This is a genomic window from Humidesulfovibrio mexicanus, from assembly GCF_900188225.1.
GTDB lineage: Bacteria > Desulfobacterota > Desulfovibrionia > Desulfovibrionales > Desulfovibrionaceae > Humidesulfovibrio > Humidesulfovibrio mexicanus.
Genome location: NZ_FZOC01000004.1, coordinates 278,717 through 295,526, shown reverse-complemented (window position 1 = coordinate 295,526; position 16,810 = coordinate 278,717). Strand labels below are relative to the sequence as shown.

Below are 16,810 nucleotides of genomic sequence, written 5' to 3'. Positions count from 1 at the left end.
TTCGGTTCCTTGTCTAGCTCTTGGGTTGCGACTGGTTGGCCTTGAACTCGAAGAAAGGCTTTTCCGCGCCTTCGGCCTTTTGGGCCAGTTCGGCGTAGGCGGCGCTGGCGGTCTTGGCGTCTCCGGCGGCCTCGGCCGCCACGGCGATCTGCCGGGTAATGGCCTGGGCGTACGCCTCCGGGGCGCTGGTCTTGAGGGCGTTCAATTTGGCCAGGGCATCCGCGCTTTTGCCGGAAAGCAGCAGGCACTTGGCGTGGCCAATGCCCGCCATGGCGCGCATGTCGGCGGAGGCGGAGCCTTCGAGTTCGGCCCAGGCCTTGGCCGCCGTGTCGTACCGCCCGGCCAGGGTGGCCGCCGCGGCAAGCTCCAGCTGGGCGGTGGGCGCAAGGCCCGCGGGGGCGTCCTTCAGGAATTCTTCAAGCGCCTGGGTGCGCGCGGCCGCATCGTCCTTGTCGATGAGGACGACGCCGAGCTGGTCGCCGGCCTTGGCCACCTGGCTTGCACGCCACTTTTCAACCCCTGCGTACCCGGCGGCCGCAAGGATGATCAGCCCGCAGCCTATGGCGATGGGTTTCAGGTTCGTGACCAGGAAGTCGAACAAGCGCTGGGAGGTGTCGGGCACGGCCCGCTTGATCTGCTCCAGCTGGTCAACGGCCAGGGGATTGACGTGCGGTTCGTTCTGCTCTGCGGGCTTCTTCTCGTCCATTCGGGGGAGCTCCTTGGAATCATGGGTGGCGCGCGCTGCGGCTTGCGGTCGGCACGCGCGCGTGCGGACCCAGGAGGTTTACCCAAAAATGTCAATCAGGTCAAAGGGCAATCCCGAAGCCGCCGCAAATATCTTGACAGACTGTGTAAAATCTTGGGAAATTGGAATAAAATCTGACAATTTTGCGCAGTGCCGAAGATTCTCCGTCGGCCGCGTTGACTTGGGTGCGCTTCAAGGGTAGCCAATCCAAGGCCCCGCGCTCGCCGTGGCCCGGACCCCTTTTCGCAGCACTGGGAGGATTTATGGACATCGCCGCAGAAATGCGCGCCATGGCGCAGGCCGCGCGCGCCGCATCCCGCCGTCTGGCCGCGGCGGAGGGCAGCGCCCGGCGGCAGGCCCTGCTGGGCCTGGCCGACCTGCTTGGCGCGCGCGCCCAGGCCCTTTTTGCCGCCAACGCCCGCGATGTCGACGCCGCGCGCGCGCGCGGCCTTGACCAGGCGCGGCTCGACCGCCTCGCCATCACCGAGGGCGTGCTCGGCTCCATGATTCAGGGGTGCCGCGAGGTGGCCGCCATGAGCGATCCCGTGGGCGAGATCGAATCCATGAAGAAGCGGCCCAACGGAATGCTGGTGGGGCGTATGCGCGTTCCGCTCGGCGTGGTGGCCATGATCTTCGAGTCGCGGCCCAACGCCCTGGTGGACGCAGCCGCCCTGTGCATCAAGAGCGGCAACGCGGCAATCCTGCGCGGCGGCAGCGAGGCCTTCCATTCCCTCTCCGCCCTCGCCGCGACCATCCACGACGCCCTTGAGGCCGCCGGACTGCCGCGCGAGTGCGTGCAGACGCCGCCCACCGCCGACCGCCAGGCCGTGACGGAACTCCTCAAGCTCGACGAGTACATCGACGTGGTGATTCCGCGCGGGGGCGAGGGGCTTATCCGCGCCGTGGTGGAGCAGGCCAAGATGCCGGTCTTGAAGCATTACAAGGGCGTGTGCCACACGTTTGTGGACGAGACCGCCGATTTGGCGCGCGCTGTGGACATTGTGCTGAACGCCAAGGCGCAGCGCCCCGGCACCTGCAACGCCCTGGAGTGCCTGCTGGTCCACCGGGCCGTGGCCGGAACCTTTCTGCCCCTTGTGGCCGAGAGGCTCGGTGCCGCAGGGGTGCGCTTCAAGTGCTGCCCGGAGGCCTTGCCCCTGCTGGCCGCCCGGTGCACCACTGCGGAGGCCGCCCAGGACGACGACTGGGGCCGCGAGTTCTTGTCCCTGACCCTGGCGGTGAAGGTGGTGGCCGACCTGGACGAGGCCCTTGAGCACATCGCCCGCTTCGGCTCCAACCACACCGAGGCCATTCTGACCGAGAGCCACAAGAACGCCATGCGCTTCACCCGCGAGGCCGACGCCAGCATGGTGGCCGTGAACGCCAGCACGCGGCTCAACGACGGCGGCGAATTGGGTCTCGGGGCGGAGATCGGCATCTCCACCACCAAGCTGCACGCTTACGGCCCCATGGGGATTCTGGAGCTCATGAGCGCCAAGTTCGTGGCGCTGGGCCAGGGGCAGATCAGGCAATAGCACCGCGCATTCTCCGGCGGCCGCCCGGCTGGAGACTGCTTCACACCCATTGCGGGCGGCACGCGAAGAGGACTTCACCAGTGAGCAGGATCGGAATTCTGGGCGGCAGCTTCAACCCCATTCACGCTGGACACATGCGCATGGCCGTGGAGGCCCGCGAAGCCATGGGTCTTGACCGCGTGCTGCTGATGCCGGCGGGCGAGCCGCCGCACAAGCCCGTGGACGGGATGCTGCCCTTTGCCCACAGGCTGCGCCTGGTGGAGCTTGCCGTGCGCGGGGTGAGCGGCCTTTCGGCCAGCGGGTTGGAAGGCACCCGTCCCGGCCCCTCCTATACGGTGGAGACGCTCTGCGCCCTGCGCGAGAAGATGCCCGGCGACGAGCTGACCTTCATCATGGGCAGCGAATCCTTCCTGGCCTTGCCGAACTGGCTGCGTGGCGTCGAATTGCCGGGCCTGGCCTCGGTGGCCGTTGGCCTGCGTCCAGGAGTCGATGCGCAGGGCCTCATGGACTTCGCCCGGACGCGCTGGCCCGGAACGCAGGAACTTGGGCCTGGGCACATGCGCTTCCCGACCGGGACCGAGCTGCGTCTGGTGTCCATGCCGGTGTTCGAGGTGAGCGCCACGGACGTGCGCCGCCGCTGGCGCGAGCGCCTGAGCCTAGCCATGCTGGTGCCCCAGGCCGTGGAGGAGATTCTTGAGCGCGGCGGCACGGCGTACGAACAGGCCTGGGGGCAGCGGGGCGAAGGCTAGCCGCCGGGGCTTCCCGCATTCCCAACCGCCATGCGGCCGGTGCGCAGCCCTGGCCTCCGCTCCGTCCCTGCGCGTTCAGCCACAAGGCCAGCGGGTCGCCCCGCTGGCATCGTGACTGGCGATTTTCCCTCTCGTTTTCGCGCGGCGTTTGCTCCTGCATGGCAGGAGGGGCGCAAGGCGGTTTCTTCCTTCTTGCGGCTAGGCCTTGGCCGTTTCGCCTTCCTTCTTGAACACGATGAGCGGGCAGTTCTTGCAGATGTCCGCGCCGGGGAACGGGTGGCCGATGCGGGTGATGGACGCTCCGCCCTTTTCGGCCACGCGCGCGGCGATGCGCGCGGCGATGTCCGCGATGTGCGCGCCGGGGATGAACACGTTGATCTCGCCGCGCTCGGTCTTGCCCGCGTTGTAGCTGCCGCTGCAGGCCAGGGAGATGTTGGCGAGTTTCGAGTTGAAGGTTTGCACGCAGCCGCCGCAGGCCGCGGAGTTCATGCAGAAAGACGGCTGGAAGGGATGCACGTTCTGGGTGGCCATCCAGTCGTCGACAAGGTGATAGGCCTGCATGTTGTCGCAATAGAAATGCACCACGTCGGGCACGCCCACGGCCAATGCAAGCGGGCTTACGGCCACGGCCAAAAGCGTGCCTTCGGGCAGTCTGGGCTTGGTCTCCACGAAGCGTTTCGCCTGCTCCAGGTCGGCGCAGTACTTGGCGTGGCTCTTGACCTCGGCTTCGTCCATCCCCTTCCAGCCCATCACGAACTGGGCGTTGGTGCAGCCCATCTTGTCCTTTTCCACCAGGACGGGAATGCCCTCCATGCGCGCGCCGATTTCGGCCTGGCAGAAGGTCACGGGCTTTACCGGCGCGTAGTGGGGCTGGCTTTTGCGGAAAGCATCCAGATTGGCCTGGTCGAAGAAGTATGTGACGGCCACGGGATAGTGCATGAGCCGCAGCTCGCGCATGAGCAGTTCCTGCATGGCGGCGAAATCGGGTGTGGACATGGGGGCTCCTTTGCCGCACCGGTCGCCGGGCGGCGTTACTATGTTTTTTCTAACATATGTTTTTTGGACGAAACCGTCAACGCGGGGAAAATGATAGGCCGCCCCCTCCCCTGCGCGAGGGGAGGAGGCGGTCGTTGGGAATCCGCGCCGGGGGCGCGCTATTCCGGTATGGTCGGGGTTGCGGCGAAGCGCGGCTCGTGCAGGGGCAGCAGGATGTCCGCCGCGTTCTTGACCTTGAGGATGTTGTCATAAGCCTGGTAGCTGTTCACCACGGTCCCGCAGGGGATGACCTCCATCTCCATGGCGCGCACTTCCTTGGGGGGAAAGAGGTTCTCCATGATGATGCAGAAGCCGGTGATGGCGGCCACGCCCTTTTCGGTGTCCACCAGCACGGTCATGCCGCCCTCGGTGTGGGCCGGGGTGTGCATCACGCGTACGCCGGGCACGATCTCCGCATCCCCCGTGAGCGCCACCACCTGGCCGTTGTCCTCCACGTCGGTGATGTAGTCCTCAAGATAGCGGAAATCCAGGGGGTGCGGGTCGTGGATGCGCTTGAGCTCCGCCTCGTGCACGTAGAACGTTGCGTTGACGCACTTGTAGTCGTTTTCGCAATGGTCGTTGTGCAGGTGGGTATGGACCACGATGTCGATGTCCTCCGGCTTGAGGCCGTACAGGGCCAGCCCTTCCTCGAAGGTGTAAATCTTGCCGCCGATGGCGGCCTCGCGCTCCTGGCTGACGATGGGCTTCATTTCGCCCGTGTCCACAAGGATCTTCTTGTCCCCGCCTTCCAGGTACCAGCAGTAGATGGGGATGGTGTACGGCTTTCCGTAGGCGTGCTGGTAGGTCATCATGCCGTGGTCGAATATCTTGGTGCCCATGACGATGGGGTGGATCTTGAACGTGGACACGTAAGCCTCCTTGTTCGGCGCTGTGGCCGGGCATATTCGTGCCGCCCGCCGTACGTTTCCGTAACGGTAGCACTCCGGACGGGCAGGGGCAACGGTGCGGTTGGGCGCAGTCGATACTATAGGAATGAATCCTGATAATGAAAGGGGCGATGCCGGGATTTCCCATTGCGATCCGCATGACGGCGGCGGAACCGCCCGGTCCATCCGCCGCGCCGCGCCTTAGCCGCCGTCCCGGTCGCCTTCGGCCCCGCCGTCCGCGCCGGAAGCGCTGGAGCCGAGCCAGCCCTTGCGCCGGAAGAACAACACCATGCCCGCCACGGTGAGCGCCATCACCGCGAGCACCACATAATAGCCGTACGCGGTCTCCAGTTCCGGCATGTGCCGGAAGTTCATGCCGTAGAGCGAGGCCAGAAAGCTCAAGGGGATGAAGATGGTGCTGATCATGGTCAGCACCTTCATGGTCTCGTTCAGCTTCAGGCTGGCGTTGGAGAGGTACAGGTCCAGCATTCCGGAGAGCATGTCGCGGAAAGTCTCCACCGTGTCCATCACCTGGATGGTGTGGTCGTAGAGGTCGCGCAGGTAGAGCACGGTGGCGTCCTCCACCAACGGCGGGCCGAGTTTCTCCAGTCGGGCCAGCACCTCGCGCAGGGGCCACACGAAGCGCCGCAGGAACAGGGCTTCGCGACGCAGGCCGTGGATGGTGGCGATGTCCCTGGGCGAGGGCGCGCTGAGCAGCGCCTCCTCCACCTCCTCGATGTCCTCGCCCATGCGCTCCAGAACCACGAAGTAGTTGTCCACCATGGCGTCCACCAAGGCGTACAGAAGGTAGTCCGGCCCGCTTTTCGCCAGCTTGCCCGTGCCGGAAACCAGCCGTTTGCGCACCTCGCCGAACACGTCGCCGCCGCCCTTTTCCTGAAAAGTCAGCAGCACGCCGGGCATGAGCACAAAGCTTACCTGTTCGTCGGCGATGGTGCGCGCGTCTTCGTTGTAGCGCAGCATTTTGAGCACCGCGAAGAGCGCGCTGTCCAGTTCGTCGAGCTTGGGGCGCTGGCCCGTGTGGACGATGTCCTCCAGCACAAGGGGGTGCAGGTGGAACAACTCGCCCAGGCGCGTGACGCAGGCCGGGTCATGCAGGCCGTCCACGTTGATCCAGGTGAGGCCCGGGGTCTGCGCGGCCTTCAGGCAGTCCTCCGGGCTGGCGGCGCGATCATGGCGCACGCCGCCAGCGTCCGCGTGAATGAGCTCGATGGCCACCTGGGCGCTTTGCTCCGGCCCCACGTAGGCCACGGTGCCGGGCGGCAGCCCCTTTTTGCGGATGCGACGGTGCAGGGAATCGAACATGCTTGCGGCCTCCGGGTTGCGGCGCGGGCGGAGCGGTCCTCCGTCTTTGGCCCATGCTAGCCCGTCTTGGTTCCGGCGTACAGAGGCCGCACAGCCCAACGAAGGGGCGTCATAAATAGAGGTACCTTTGCATCTTGACACGGCTGAAGAAGTGGGTATCTTTTCGACAAAAGGAAGGTGCCTTCATAAATGTAGGCGCCAGAAAAGGAGACATCATGAGAGAACAGAACGGATTGCGGAATCATTGCGGTCGTGGTGGAGCTGGCCGGGGCTGTGGCCGTGGCGGCCGCCCTGGGCGCGGAACTGGTGGTGGAGCTGGTGGCGGAACAGGACGCGGCTTTGGGCGGGGAATGGGTGGCGGCGTCGCCTGGGTTCCCGTGCCAGGCGCGGCCGTCGCAGATCCCTACGCCTTAGGCGCGCCCGCCATGAACGCGCCGACCATGGCGACGGCCCAGTTTGCCGCCGCGGCAACGGGCGTGGCCGCTTCTTCGACTGCTGCGGCGCGGCCGGACGAAGACCTGTGCCCCTTGTGCGACAAGCACTGCCCGCTCAGCGCGCCCAGCTGCCGCAAGGGCCGGGCCTACGCCGCCAGCCACGCGGCAGGGGGGCAATCGTGAGCCTGCCCGGCGCGGACGCGCCGCCGGTTTCCGGCCAGGAGCTGGCCCTGCTGTTTCGCCGGGTCTCGCGGTTCATGTCCAGGATTTCGCACCGTTGCGACCACGCGCACCACGCCCAGGCCCGCGTGCTGGGCATCGTGCGGGAGCGGGGATCCATCAGCCAGGCCGAGCTGCTCGACCTGCTCGACGTGCGCTCGTCCTCCTTGAGCGAGCTTCTGGGCAAGCTGGAGCGGGCCGGGCTCATCACGCGCACCCGCAACGAGCAGGACCGGCGCGGCTTCCTTGTGTCCGTCGCGGGCGGGGAAGCCGGGGCGGTCGCGCCAGGCCCGGACATGGACCGGGAGGGTGCGGAGTCCGTCTTTGCCTGCCTTGGCGAGGACGAGCGCCGACAGCTTGCCGGGTTGTTGTCGCGGCTTGTGGAGACACTGGAGCGGGAGCCCTCGGGGCTTGGAGACGGCCTTGGCTTCGGGCCTGGCGGCGGCCTGCGGCGCGGCTGCATGGGCCGCGGCAGGGAATGCGCTGCGCGGGGCGGACGGCCGGGTCGCCGGTCCCGCACGGAATAGGGCAGGCTCAGGCGTCGGCCGTTGGCGCGCCGGTTGGGGAGGCGTCCTGTGCCCTGCGTCCGCCCCTGGTCTGCCCCAGCAGCACGCCGCAGAGAATCAGCCCGCAAGCCAAGACCTGCCCCAGGGCCAGGCGCTCGCCCAGCATGGCCCAGCCCGCCAGCACCGCCACCAGCGGCACCAGATTGATGCTGGCCGCCGCCTGGGCCGAGGGCAGGCTGACCACGGCCCTGTGGTACATGCCGAAGGCGCCCAGGGTCACCACCCCGCCAAGATAGGCCACGCCCAACCAGGCTTCGAGCGGGACAACTGCCAGGGCTCCGGCCGGATCGGCCAGCCAGCGGGTGTCCGTGGCCAGCGCCGTTGGCAGAAAGAACACCGCCCCGGCGAAGACCTGCAGCTCCGTCAGATGCCAGGAATCGTAGCGCCGCGACAGATGCTTGATCACCACCATGTAGCCGCTGGCGCAGCACATGGCGAAGAGCTCCAGCAGGTTGCCCAGGGGCGGATTGGGCGCGGCCTGTTCCGCCGCCCCGCACAGGGACAGCCAGACCACGCCCCCCAGCGACAGGCACACGCCGAGAACCATGCGCGGCCCCAGCGGCTCGCCAAGGAAGGCGTACGCCCCGGCCGCCACCAGCAGCGGCACCAGGGAGGAGATCATGCCCGCCTGGGCCGAGGTGGTCAGGCTCATGGCGAAGCCCTCCAGCAGGAAGTACAGGCAGGGCTGCAGCAGGCACATGAGCGCCAGCCATTTGAGGTCTCCGGGGCGGCGTCCGGCCTTGGGCACATGGCCCCAGGCGGGAAGCAGCAGCAGGGAGGCCAGGGCCATGCGCAGAAAGACCACCACCATGGGCGCAAAGCCCATGAGGGCGTACTTCATGGCCGTGAAGCTGGTGCCCCAGAGGAGCACGGCTCCGGCCAGGCACAGATACGGAGCAAGGGAAAGGCGTGGCGTGTCCATGGCGGCAGAATGCCCCAACGCCTGGCGCGCGTATGGAATGAAATTGCCGTTGCGCGGCCTGGCGGGGGGCTGGCGCTGGGGTGTCAGGTGCGGGAGGCCGGCTCGCGGCCTTGCGCGCCGCCGGAGAGGTACTGGCCGGGGGTGGCCCCTGTGAACGCGCGGAACAATCGCGAAAAATGGCTCTGGTCGGCGAAGCCCGCGTCCAGGGCGGCCTGGCTGATGGGCGCGCCTTCCGCCAGCAGGGTCTTGGCGTGCTCTATGGCCTGCTGGATCTGGAAGGCATGGGGCGGCAGCCCGGTTTCGGCCTTGAACACCCGCAGGAAATGATGCGGCGAAAGCCCGGCCGCGCGCGCCAGTTCGTCCAGAGGCGCCCTGGCTCCGGCGTTGTCCGTCATGTGGCGGCGGGCGGCCTCCACCGCGGGGCTTGCAGTCCGCTCGGCGGCGGCGCACGGCGCGGCGTGGCGGGCCAGAAGTTCCCGCAGGCAGGCCATGAGCAGGGCCTCTTTGTCCGTGGCGGGCGCGCACTGCACAAAGGCCGCGTGCAGCTCCGCCCAGGCGGCGAAGAGTTCGGGGTCGTCCAGCACCGGGCTGGCGAAGCGGGGGGGGCGTTGGGCCTCCTGCGCGGCCCCGGCCAGCCAGCCTGGGCTTACGGCCAGCACGCGGTAGGAGAAGCCGGACCCGGACACAGGATTGCAGGAGTGTGGGCGTCCGGCCTCGATGACGGCCATCTGCCCCGCCTGTACGATGCGCGTTTGGCCCTCAAGGGTGAAGCGGGTGCGGCCGTTGTCCACCAGGGAAACGAGGCAGGCGCGGTGGGTGTGGGTGCGGAAGGCGTTGCTTGTGTAGGTGGAACTGCGCGCCTCCACTCCGGGGAGGGCTTTGTCGCGCCAGAAGCGCACCTCGTCGTGCAGAGGGGCGCCGGACACAGCCGGGCTAGCGCCAGCCGCCGCCGCGGCCAGAGGTGAAGATCAGGCGGTTGGGCTTTTCGCTCACGGGTTCGAAGGGGCCCTGGCGGCAGGCCTCGGCGCTTTTGGCTACGCTCTGCAGCACCTGCTCCTTGTAGATGAGGTTGCCCACGAAGAAGTGCGGGTTGCTCTCGGAGCGGCGCACCTGGCAGACCACGCCGTCCAGATCGATAGCGCGGAAACTGGCGCGGTAGAGGCCGTCGGCCCCCTTGTGCACCTGCATGCTGTGCCTGCCGCCGATCATGACCTCGTTCATGCTCCGCACGCGGCGGTGGGCGAAGTGGGAAAAGCTTTCGTGCTCGCGGATAACCTCGGGGTCCAGGTAGACGGGCGTGGGCTCCTGGGCCGGGGCCACGGCCAGGGTGGGCTGGGGCACTTCCGGGGCGGCGAGTTGTGTTCCGTGCTCGGCCTGCGCGCCGGTGGCCCCCAGGGAAAGCGGCAAAAGGCAGGCCAGGGCCAGGGAGCACAGGTTTTTTTTGCTGAACATGGCGATTCTCCGCGTGACGGGTCTGGGGATACGGGGCTGCGGAGCATTGTGCCCCGCAGCCCCGCCAGGGTCAAGTGGCTAGTTGCTGCGGATTTCCACGCGGCGGTTCAGGTGGCGTCCTTCCTCGGTCTTGTTGTCGTACTTGGGCTCAAGCTTGCCCTTGCCGACCACGTTGAGCTTGGAGGCGTTGAAGCCGTGGCTGGACAGCCAGCTGGCCACGGAGTTGGCGCGGCGCTCGGAGAGCTTCTGGTTGTAAGGCACGGTGCCCACGGAGTCGGTGTGGCCCTCAACCGTGAAGCGCTTGCACTTGGAGTCCTTGAGGATGACGAGGGCCTGCTCCAGGGCGGGCTCCATCTCCTTGGTGATCTGGTACTTGTCGAAGCCGAAGTTCAGGTTGCCGAAGGTGATGGTCTCGCATTCGTCCTTCACGGGCTCGACGGAGCGGGCGACGGGGGCGTCGGGAACCACCTCATAGAACACGTCCTTGACGTACTTCTTGAGGGCGGCGGCGTCGCCAAGGGCCTTGGGGTCGCCCACCACGGTGCAACTGCTGATGGCGCGAATCTCGTCCACCACCGCGCGGCCGCGGGCGTTGTCGGCGTAGGACACGACGTGGATGCAGACGTTGGGATACTTGGCGTACAGGGCCTTGGCCTCGGCCACGGGGTCGGCGCCGTAGTTGGAGTCGCCGTCGGTGAAGATGATCAGCGCGGTCTTGCCGGAGAACTGGGCGAGGGTCGGGTCCAGATCCTTGAGGCCGATGCCCATGGGGGTGTTGCGGCCGTAGATGTCGTAGTCGGTCTTGATGGCGCTGGCGGCCTTGGACACGGCGGCCTTGTTGTAGGTGGCCGGAGCCGAGAGCTGGCTGTAGGGGGCGAAGGTGGCCACGCTGCTCTTGTAGCCAAGGGCGGGAATCTCGGCGTTCATGCGCTCGATAAGCTCTTTGGCGTGCTTGATTTTCACAGAGTTGAGCGAGTCGCTGGTCATGGCCATGGAGCCGGAATAGTCGACGAACAGAATAAAGTTGTCGACCTTGGGCCTTAAGGTTTCGGCCTGGGCGCCAACGGCCAGCACAAGGGCCATCATGGCGGCGAGCAGGGTTCCGGTCAGAAGGCGTTTGCGTATGCTCATCTGTAGATCTCCTTTGATTTCGACCATTTGAAAAGGAAACACTGCCGTTTTGCGTATCGTACTGTGTTTTTCAGTCTATGTATGAAAATATCCTGGCATTGGCAACCGATTCCGCCGTGTTTGTTTCAATCTGCCGGGGAGGCTTGCGGGCTGTTGCCAAGCGCGCATTCTCTGGATACTGTTTAGAGTTTCCACGGCGCATCCCGCCTCCGATCTCCGGGGTGCGGATGCGCGCCAGCCCACGGGCACAACCGTCAAGGAGCCGACTCATGTACATCGTCACAGGCGGCGCGGGTTTCATCGGCAGCGCCATGATCTGGAAGCTGAACCGGATGGGCATCGACGACATCCTTGTGGTGGACAATCTGGCCAGCACCGAGAAGTGGAAGAATCTCGTCAACCTGCGCTACACAGACTACCTGCACCGCGACCGGTTCATCAAGATGATCGCGGGGGGGGAGGATCCCTTCGGGGTGACGGCCGTGGTGCATATGGGCGCCTGCTCCAGCACCACGGAGCGCGATGCCGACTTCTTGATGGAGAACAACACCCGTTACACCCAGGTGGTGTGCCGGTACGCCCTTGAACGCAAGGCCCGTTTTCTGAACGCCTCCAGCGCGGCGACCTACGGCGGGGGCGAATTCGGCTTCGGCGACGACCATGCCGGGCTGGGGCGGCTCAGGCCGCTCAACATGTACGGCTACTCCAAGCACCTCTTTGACCTGTGGGCCCAGCGCGCCGGTCTGCTGGACTCCATCGCCAGCATCAAGTTCTTCAACGTCTTCGGCCCAAACGAGTACCACAAGGGCGACATGAAGAGCGTCATCTGCAAGGCCCATGCGCAGATTTCGGAGCAGGGCCGGATGCGCCTGTTCCGCTCCTACCGGTCGGAGTTTCCCGATGGCGGCCAGATGCGCGATTTCGTGTACGTGAAGGACTGCGTGGACATCATGTGGTGGCTGCTTGAACACCCGGAGGCCGGGGGCGTCATCAATGTTGGCACCGGAATTGCTCGGACATGGAATGATTTGGCCAGGGCGGTGTTCCTGGCGATGGGAAGACGGCCGGAGATCGAGTACATCGACATGCCCGAGAGCATCCGCGACAAGTACCAGTACCTTACCCGCGCGGACATGGGCAAGCTCCGGGCCCTTGGCTACACGGCCCCCTTCAGCACCCTGGAGGACGCCGTGCGCGACTACGTGACCGGGTACCTGGCTGCGGACGACCTCTACCTCGACGCGCGGCACGGCTAGAAAACGTAAACAAAGAGAAACGCTTGAAGCGCAAACGGCTCGTCACGTTCCTGGCCTTGGGGCTGTTCTTTTGCCCCCTGGCGGGACTTGCGCAGACCCCCTCGGAGGACTCCGCCAGCGGAGGCAACGAGGTGCGTCTGCCCGTGACCGCGCCGCCTCCGCCCAAGGCGTCCGGAACGACGCGGCAGGTGCGCCTGGAACTGCCCGTCACGGCCAGCCCAGCGGCCCCGGCTCCGCTCAAGGCCGTCGAGATTCCGACAGCGAACCAGCCCGCCCTGCCCGTGTTCGACGAAAAGCAGCTGCTGCAGCAGATCGCCGCGCCGCCGCAGCCGCCCAGTTTTCCGGGCGTGAACTCCAACGGGCCCGAGTTGCGCCTGGGCGTCACCCCGCCCCAGGCCGCAGGAGCAGGCGGCGCGGCCCCTGCGCGCGGCGCTGCGGCGGTGGGCGGCGAGCAGCCCTGGAGCCTGGCCGCGGACCGCATCATCGGGCAGCACGGCAGCGAGTATCTGGAGGCCCTGGGGTCCGCCACCCTGGTGCGCGGCTTCAACAGCCTGCGCGCCGACTCCATACGCTACTACAACGCCAGCCGCTGGGTGGTGCTGCGCGGCAATGTGCGCGTGCTCTGGGAGGGCGACGTGCTGGAGGCCCAGGAAGCCGAGTTCGACCTCTCCAACATGCAGGGCTGGCTCAAGCACGGCAAGATCTTTGTGGCCAAGAGCAATGTGCACGTGGAGACCGCCTACGCCAAGAAGTACGCGACCTCCAGCTACCGGTTCCAGAACGCCAAGTTCACCGCCTGCGACGGCGAAAAGCCCGCCTGGTCCTTCACCGCCGAGGAAGGCGACCTGGACCTTACCGGCCGCACCCGGCTGTGGGGCACGCGTTTCAACGTGTTGGACCAGCCCGTGCTGTATTCGCCCTATCTGCTGCTGCCCGGCAGCGGCAAGCGGCAGAGCGGCCTGCTCATTCCGGACATCTCGCGCAGCAGCCAGCGCGGCTACACCATCAACCAGCCCTACTACCACGTCATCGACGAGGAACGCGACCTCACCTTCTACGAATACTACATGACCAAGCACGGGCTCATGCAGGGGCTGGAGTACCGCCACTCGGAGAACAGCCGCACCAAGGGCGACTGGCGCATCGACTACCTGCACGACAGCAAGGTGGCCGCGAACCAGCACCAGGAAGAACTGTACCAGCAGAGCGACGGGCTCCTGCGGCCCAACCGCAACCGCTGGTGGTTGCGCAGCAAGTACGACGGCTTCGTTGCCGAGCCCGAATGGGCCCTCAAAATCGACCTGGACATGGTGAGCGACCAGAACTATCTGCGCGAGTTCAACCCCGGCGCTTCGGGCTACGAGAGCAGCCGCAAGAATTTCCTCAAGGACTTCGGCCGCGATATCGAGGTGTCGGACTCCCTGACCCGCACCAGCACGGCCTTTCTTTCCCGCAGCTGGGACGCGTTCGGCGTTACGGCCAAGGTGGCCTGGGTGCAGAACCTGGCTTACATGAACGGCAACAATTCCTCGTCCAGGAACCCAACCACCCAAAGTTTGCCGGAGATCAACGCCTTCGCCTTCAAGAACGCCATCCCCGGCACCCCCCTGGATTTCGAGGCCGCGGGCCGCTTCAACTACTTCTGGCGCGAATTCGGCACCCGCGGCATACGGACGGACATTCACCCCACGGTGAGCCTGCCGCTCAACTGGGGGCCGGTGACCCTGGTGCCCAGCGCGGGCCTGCGCAACACCGCCTACACCGTGGGCGGCTACACCAACGAGCCCAGCAGCACCACCACGAACAAGACCCCTGCCCGCACCATGTACGAGCTGGGCTTCACCGGGTTTACGGAATTCTCCCGCGTGTTCAAGCTCGACGCCGCGCCCCTCTCCGCCTCGGCCGAGAACATCGGCAAGACCCAGTGGGGCGCCCTGCGCCACAGCGTCATGCCCCGGCTGGAGTTCGCCTACGTGCCCGCGCCCAAGTCGCAGGAGCGCCTGCCGTATTTCGACTCCCTGGACCGCATCACCCGGCAGAACAAGATCACCTACTCCGTGACCAACGTCCTGGACCGCAAGCGCACCAGCGTGGTGGCGGCCCCGGGCCCGGCCGGGAGCAACACCGCCGTGCCCGTGGTCAGCACCGATTATCTGGACTTCCTCAGCCTGCGCCTGGAACAGTCCTTCGACCGCGACGAGGCCGCCCGCACCGAGGATTTGGCCAGGTACCCCAAGCGCCCCTTCTCGGACATCATGCTGCAAGCCGACGTGCGGCCGGAAAAGTTCGTGACCCTCTCCTCGCGCACTTATTATTCGCCCTACCTCAAGCGCCCCACCGAGCACGAGCACCTGCTCACCCTCCACAAGGACGACCTGGGCGAACTGCGCTTCGGCCACGACTACCTGTACCCCATCAGCGAGTACACCAGGACGCGCACCAGCGACGTGCAGGTGCTGCGCATCGGCGCGGACTACAAGATCACCGACAAGCTCAAGGTCACCAGCGACTACCGGCTGGACATCGCCGCCCACTCCGACCTGGAGAAGAGCGCAGGGCTGGTGTGGACCGACCAGTGCTACGAGGTCCAGCTCAAGTACTCCCGCAAGCCCAGCGACCAGAGCATCGAACTGCGCTTCAACCTGCTTGATTTCGGCAAGCCCTAGGGGCATCCTTGCGCGCATGACGCGCCAGCCCATCACCCTGCTGCCCGATACCCTGCGCAACCAGATCGCCGCCGGCGAGGTTGTGGAGCGCCCGGCCAGCGTGCTCAAGGAACTCGTGGAAAACAGCCTCGACGCCGGGGCCACGCGCATCGACGTGGTCATCGAGGGCGGCGGGGCGAGCGTGCTGCAAGTCACCGACGACGGCCAGGGCATCCCGGCCGGGGAGCTGGCCCTTGCCGTGACCCGGCACGCCACCAGCAAGCTCAAGACCGCAGCGGACCTTTTCACCGTCACCAGCTTCGGCTTCCGGGGTGAGGCGTTGCCGAGCATCGCCTCGGTGTCGCACCTGCTGCTCACCTCCCGCGCGCGGGAAGCGGCCGAGGCCGCGAGCCTTGAGGTGGACCAGGGCGTGCTGAAGGCCGAAGGCCCTGCGGCCCTGGCCTGCGGCACCCGCGTGGAGATGCGCCGCCTTTTTTCGGGCACGCCCGCGCGCCTGAAGTTCTTGCGCAGCGAGGCCACCGAGGCCAAGCGCTGCCAGGAAGCCCTCATGCGCATGGCCCTGGCCCGTCCGGACGTGGCCTTCTCCCTGGTCAGCGGCGGGCGCGAGCTGTTCCGCCTGCCCGGCGGGCAGGACCTTGCCGGTCGCCTGGCCCGCTTCTGGCCGCCCCAGGTGACCGAAGGCCTGGTGAAGTTTCGCCGCGAAAAGGACGGCATGACCGCCCACGGGCTTGCGGGCAGTCCCTGCCACGCCCAGAACCGCGCCGACCGCATGTTCTTCTATGTCAACTCCCGGCCCGTGCAGGACCGGCTGCTCATGCGCGCCGCGCGCGAGGCCTACAAAGGCCGCCTGCTCTCCGGCGAATACCCGCAGTTGGCGCTGTTTCTGGAATTGCCGCCGGAAGAGGTGGACGTGAACGTGCATCCGGCCAAGACCGAGGTGCGCTTCCGCGACGAGAGCGCGGTGTTCTCCCTGGTGCGCTGGGCGCTGGAGCCCGTGGCCGGTTCCGCGGCCCTGGCCGAGCCCGGCGGAGGCTATGCGGCCGCAGGGGCTTCCCCGGCCTGGGGAGGGGCAGGCGCTTCCAGGCCTTCCGCCGCACCGGGCGGAACGTCTCCCTGGCTTGGCCGGGGGGACGAATCCGCGCCTGCGCGCTTGCGCGCCTACGCCAGCTTTCTTTCGCCGGAGGCCGAGCGCGAGGTGCCCCTGCCCCTGACCCCGCCCGCGCCTTCTGTCGAGCGCTTTCCGAGCGACCGGTCCGGCGCTGCCGCAGACCAGGCCGCGGCTTCGCTGGGAGCAGCCGCGCCCCGCGCCCTGCAACGGGAGAACCTGGAGTACCTGGGGCAGGTTGCCGACACCTACCTGGTGCTGCGCCAGGGCGGGGCGCATGGTCGGCTGGTCATCGTGGACCAGCACGCCGCGCACGAGCGGGTGATTCTGGAGGGGATGCGCCGGGCGCGCGCAGCAGGCCACACCCAGCCGCTGGCCGTGCCGCTGCCGCTCTCCCTGCACCCGTCGGAGGCCCTGCGTCTGGAGGAGCTTGCGGGCGAACTGCGCGAGGTGGGCTACCTGCTGGAGCGCGACGGCGATGTCCTGCTGCTGAGCGGGGTGCCGCCCACCCTGGCCACGGGCCGCGCGGTGCAGCACCTGCGCGAGATTCTGGCCGAACAGTCCGACGGGCTCACCTCGTTGTGGACGTTGCTGTCGTGCAAGTCGGCCATCAAGGCCGGGCAGCCCTTGGCGACGGACGAGGCGTTGGCGCTTCTGGAGGCCTGGCTCGACGCCCCGGAGCGTGAGCATTGCCCCCACGGACGCCCTGTGGTGGCGAGCTTTGGCGAGAGCGAATTGGAGCGGCTGTTCAAGCGCACGTAAGGGGTGGCCGAGGTACGTAATTTGGG

16 protein-coding genes are annotated in these 16,810 nt (G+C 66.9%); 8 read left to right on the top strand and 8 right to left on the bottom strand.

Going from position 1 to position 16,810, the window contains the following annotated elements; genetic code table 11:
* Positions 1-13: 13 nt before the first annotated feature.
* Positions 14-706: a tetratricopeptide repeat protein gene (locus CHB73_RS10485; RefSeq protein ID WP_089274519.1), complete on the bottom strand. Its 693-nt coding sequence runs from the start codon at positions 704-706 to the stop codon at positions 14-16.
* Between the two features lie 302 nt (positions 707-1,008).
* Between CHB73_RS10485 and CHB73_RS10480 the strand changes: the two genes are divergently transcribed.
* Positions 1,009-2,277, top strand: coding sequence for a glutamate-5-semialdehyde dehydrogenase (locus tag CHB73_RS10480; protein ID WP_089274518.1), 1,269 nt, complete (start codon positions 1,009-1,011; stop codon positions 2,275-2,277).
* A gap of 80 nt (positions 2,278-2,357) precedes the next feature.
* Positions 2,358-3,026 (top strand): nicotinate (nicotinamide) nucleotide adenylyltransferase, encoded by a 669-nt coding sequence (nadD, locus tag CHB73_RS10475; protein ID WP_089274517.1) that lies wholly within the window; start codon positions 2,358-2,360, stop codon positions 3,024-3,026.
* 198 nt (positions 3,027-3,224) lie between these two features.
* Here nadD and CHB73_RS10470 read toward each other — a convergent pair whose 3' ends face one another.
* The 3 genes from CHB73_RS10470 to corA all read right to left on the bottom strand — a co-directional run bounded on the left by CHB73_RS10470 (position 3,225) and on the right by corA (position 6,271).
* Complete coding sequence (locus CHB73_RS10470) at positions 3,225-4,022, bottom strand: DUF169 domain-containing protein (RefSeq protein WP_089274516.1); 798 nt, start codon at positions 4,020-4,022, stop codon at positions 3,225-3,227.
* Between the two features lie 158 nt (positions 4,023-4,180).
* Positions 4,181-4,930 carry an N-acyl homoserine lactonase family protein gene (locus CHB73_RS10465; RefSeq protein WP_179216995.1) on the bottom strand — a complete coding sequence of 250 codons (750 nt, stop codon included), beginning with the start codon at positions 4,928-4,930 and terminating at the stop codon, positions 4,181-4,183.
* Between the two features lie 219 nt (positions 4,931-5,149).
* On the bottom strand, positions 5,150-6,271 hold the full coding sequence (corA, locus tag CHB73_RS10460) for a magnesium/cobalt transporter CorA (RefSeq protein ID WP_089274515.1): 1,122 nt from the start codon (positions 6,269-6,271) through the stop codon (positions 5,150-5,152).
* Positions 6,272-6,523: 252 nt separating this feature from the next.
* On the opposite strand from corA, the gene CHB73_RS16835 reads away from it, so the two are divergent.
* From CHB73_RS16835 to CHB73_RS10450, 3 genes are read left to right on the top strand one after another with little or no spacing between them, the layout of a single operon-like run.
* On the top strand, positions 6,524-6,685 hold the full coding sequence (locus CHB73_RS16835) for a hypothetical protein (protein WP_179216994.1): 162 nt from the start codon (positions 6,524-6,526) through the stop codon (positions 6,683-6,685).
* A gap of 11 nt (positions 6,686-6,696) precedes the next feature.
* Complete coding sequence (locus tag CHB73_RS10455; RefSeq protein ID WP_089274514.1) at positions 6,697-6,888, top strand: hypothetical protein; 192 nt, start codon at positions 6,697-6,699, stop codon at positions 6,886-6,888.
* Entirely contained in the window at positions 6,885-7,451 is a 567-nt protein-coding gene (locus CHB73_RS10450) for a MarR family winged helix-turn-helix transcriptional regulator (RefSeq protein ID WP_089274513.1), read from the top strand. The genes CHB73_RS10455 and CHB73_RS10450 overlap by 4 nt, the downstream gene beginning before the upstream one ends.
* A 7-nt stretch (positions 7,452-7,458) precedes the next feature.
* On the opposite strand, the gene CHB73_RS10445 is transcribed toward CHB73_RS10450, so the two are convergent.
* The 4 genes from CHB73_RS10445 to CHB73_RS10430 all read right to left on the bottom strand — a co-directional run bounded on the left by CHB73_RS10445 (position 7,459) and on the right by CHB73_RS10430 (position 10,995).
* The gene (locus tag CHB73_RS10445; RefSeq protein WP_089274512.1) at positions 7,459-8,412 is read right to left on the bottom strand and encodes a DMT family transporter; all 954 of its coding nucleotides are present in this window, start codon (positions 8,410-8,412) and stop codon (positions 7,459-7,461) included.
* Between the two features lie 83 nt (positions 8,413-8,495).
* The gene (locus CHB73_RS10440) at positions 8,496-9,338 is read right to left on the bottom strand and encodes an AraC family transcriptional regulator (protein WP_089274511.1); all 843 of its coding nucleotides are present in this window, start codon (positions 9,336-9,338) and stop codon (positions 8,496-8,498) included.
* 7 nt (positions 9,339-9,345) lie between these two features.
* Positions 9,346-9,864 (bottom strand): hypothetical protein, encoded by a 519-nt coding sequence (locus CHB73_RS10435; protein WP_089274510.1) that lies wholly within the window; start codon positions 9,862-9,864, stop codon positions 9,346-9,348.
* Between the two features lie 78 nt (positions 9,865-9,942).
* The gene (locus CHB73_RS10430; protein ID WP_089274509.1) at positions 9,943-10,995 is read right to left on the bottom strand and encodes an OmpA family protein; all 1,053 of its coding nucleotides are present in this window, start codon (positions 10,993-10,995) and stop codon (positions 9,943-9,945) included.
* 269 nt (positions 10,996-11,264) lie between these two features.
* On the opposite strand from CHB73_RS10430, the gene rfaD reads away from it, so the two are divergent.
* From rfaD to mutL, 3 genes are read left to right on the top strand one after another with little or no spacing between them, the layout of a single operon-like run.
* Positions 11,265-12,251 (top strand): ADP-glyceromanno-heptose 6-epimerase, encoded by a 987-nt coding sequence (rfaD, locus tag CHB73_RS10425; protein WP_089274508.1) that lies wholly within the window; start codon positions 11,265-11,267, stop codon positions 12,249-12,251.
* A 23-nt stretch (positions 12,252-12,274) separates the two neighbouring features.
* Entirely contained in the window at positions 12,275-14,917 is a 2,643-nt protein-coding gene (locus tag CHB73_RS10420; RefSeq protein ID WP_089274507.1) for an LPS-assembly protein LptD, read from the top strand.
* Between the two features lie 16 nt (positions 14,918-14,933).
* The gene (gene mutL, locus CHB73_RS10415; RefSeq protein ID WP_089274506.1) at positions 14,934-16,784 is read left to right on the top strand and encodes a DNA mismatch repair endonuclease MutL; all 1,851 of its coding nucleotides are present in this window, start codon (positions 14,934-14,936) and stop codon (positions 16,782-16,784) included.
* Positions 16,785-16,810 lie beyond the last annotated feature (26 nt).

What these genes read in the sequence shown, in the direction of transcription:
- CHB73_RS10485 (WP_089274519.1), bottom strand. Translation starts at nt 706, where the DNA reads ATGGACGAGAAGAAGCCCGCAGAGCAGAACGAACCGCACGTCAATCCC.
- CHB73_RS10480 (WP_089274518.1), top strand. Translation starts at nt 1,009, where the DNA reads ATGGACATCGCCGCAGAAATGCGCGCCATGGCGCAGGCCGCGCGCGCC.
- CHB73_RS10470 (WP_089274516.1), bottom strand. Translation starts at nt 4,022, where the DNA reads ATGTCCACACCCGATTTCGCCGCCATGCAGGAACTGCTCATGCGCGAG.
- corA (WP_089274515.1), bottom strand. Translation starts at nt 6,271, where the DNA reads ATGTTCGATTCCCTGCACCGTCGCATCCGCAAAAAGGGGCTGCCGCCC.
- CHB73_RS10455 (WP_089274514.1), top strand. Translation starts at nt 6,697, where the DNA reads ATGAACGCGCCGACCATGGCGACGGCCCAGTTTGCCGCCGCGGCAACG.
- CHB73_RS10445 (WP_089274512.1), bottom strand. Translation starts at nt 8,412, where the DNA reads ATGGACACGCCACGCCTTTCCCTTGCTCCGTATCTGTGCCTGGCCGGA.
- CHB73_RS10435 (WP_089274510.1), bottom strand. Translation starts at nt 9,864, where the DNA reads ATGTTCAGCAAAAAAAACCTGTGCTCCCTGGCCCTGGCCTGCCTTTTG.
- CHB73_RS10430 (WP_089274509.1), bottom strand. Translation starts at nt 10,995, where the DNA reads ATGAGCATACGCAAACGCCTTCTGACCGGAACCCTGCTCGCCGCCATG.
- rfaD (WP_089274508.1), top strand. Translation starts at nt 11,265, where the DNA reads ATGTACATCGTCACAGGCGGCGCGGGTTTCATCGGCAGCGCCATGATC.
- mutL (WP_089274506.1), top strand. Translation starts at nt 14,934, where the DNA reads ATGACGCGCCAGCCCATCACCCTGCTGCCCGATACCCTGCGCAACCAG.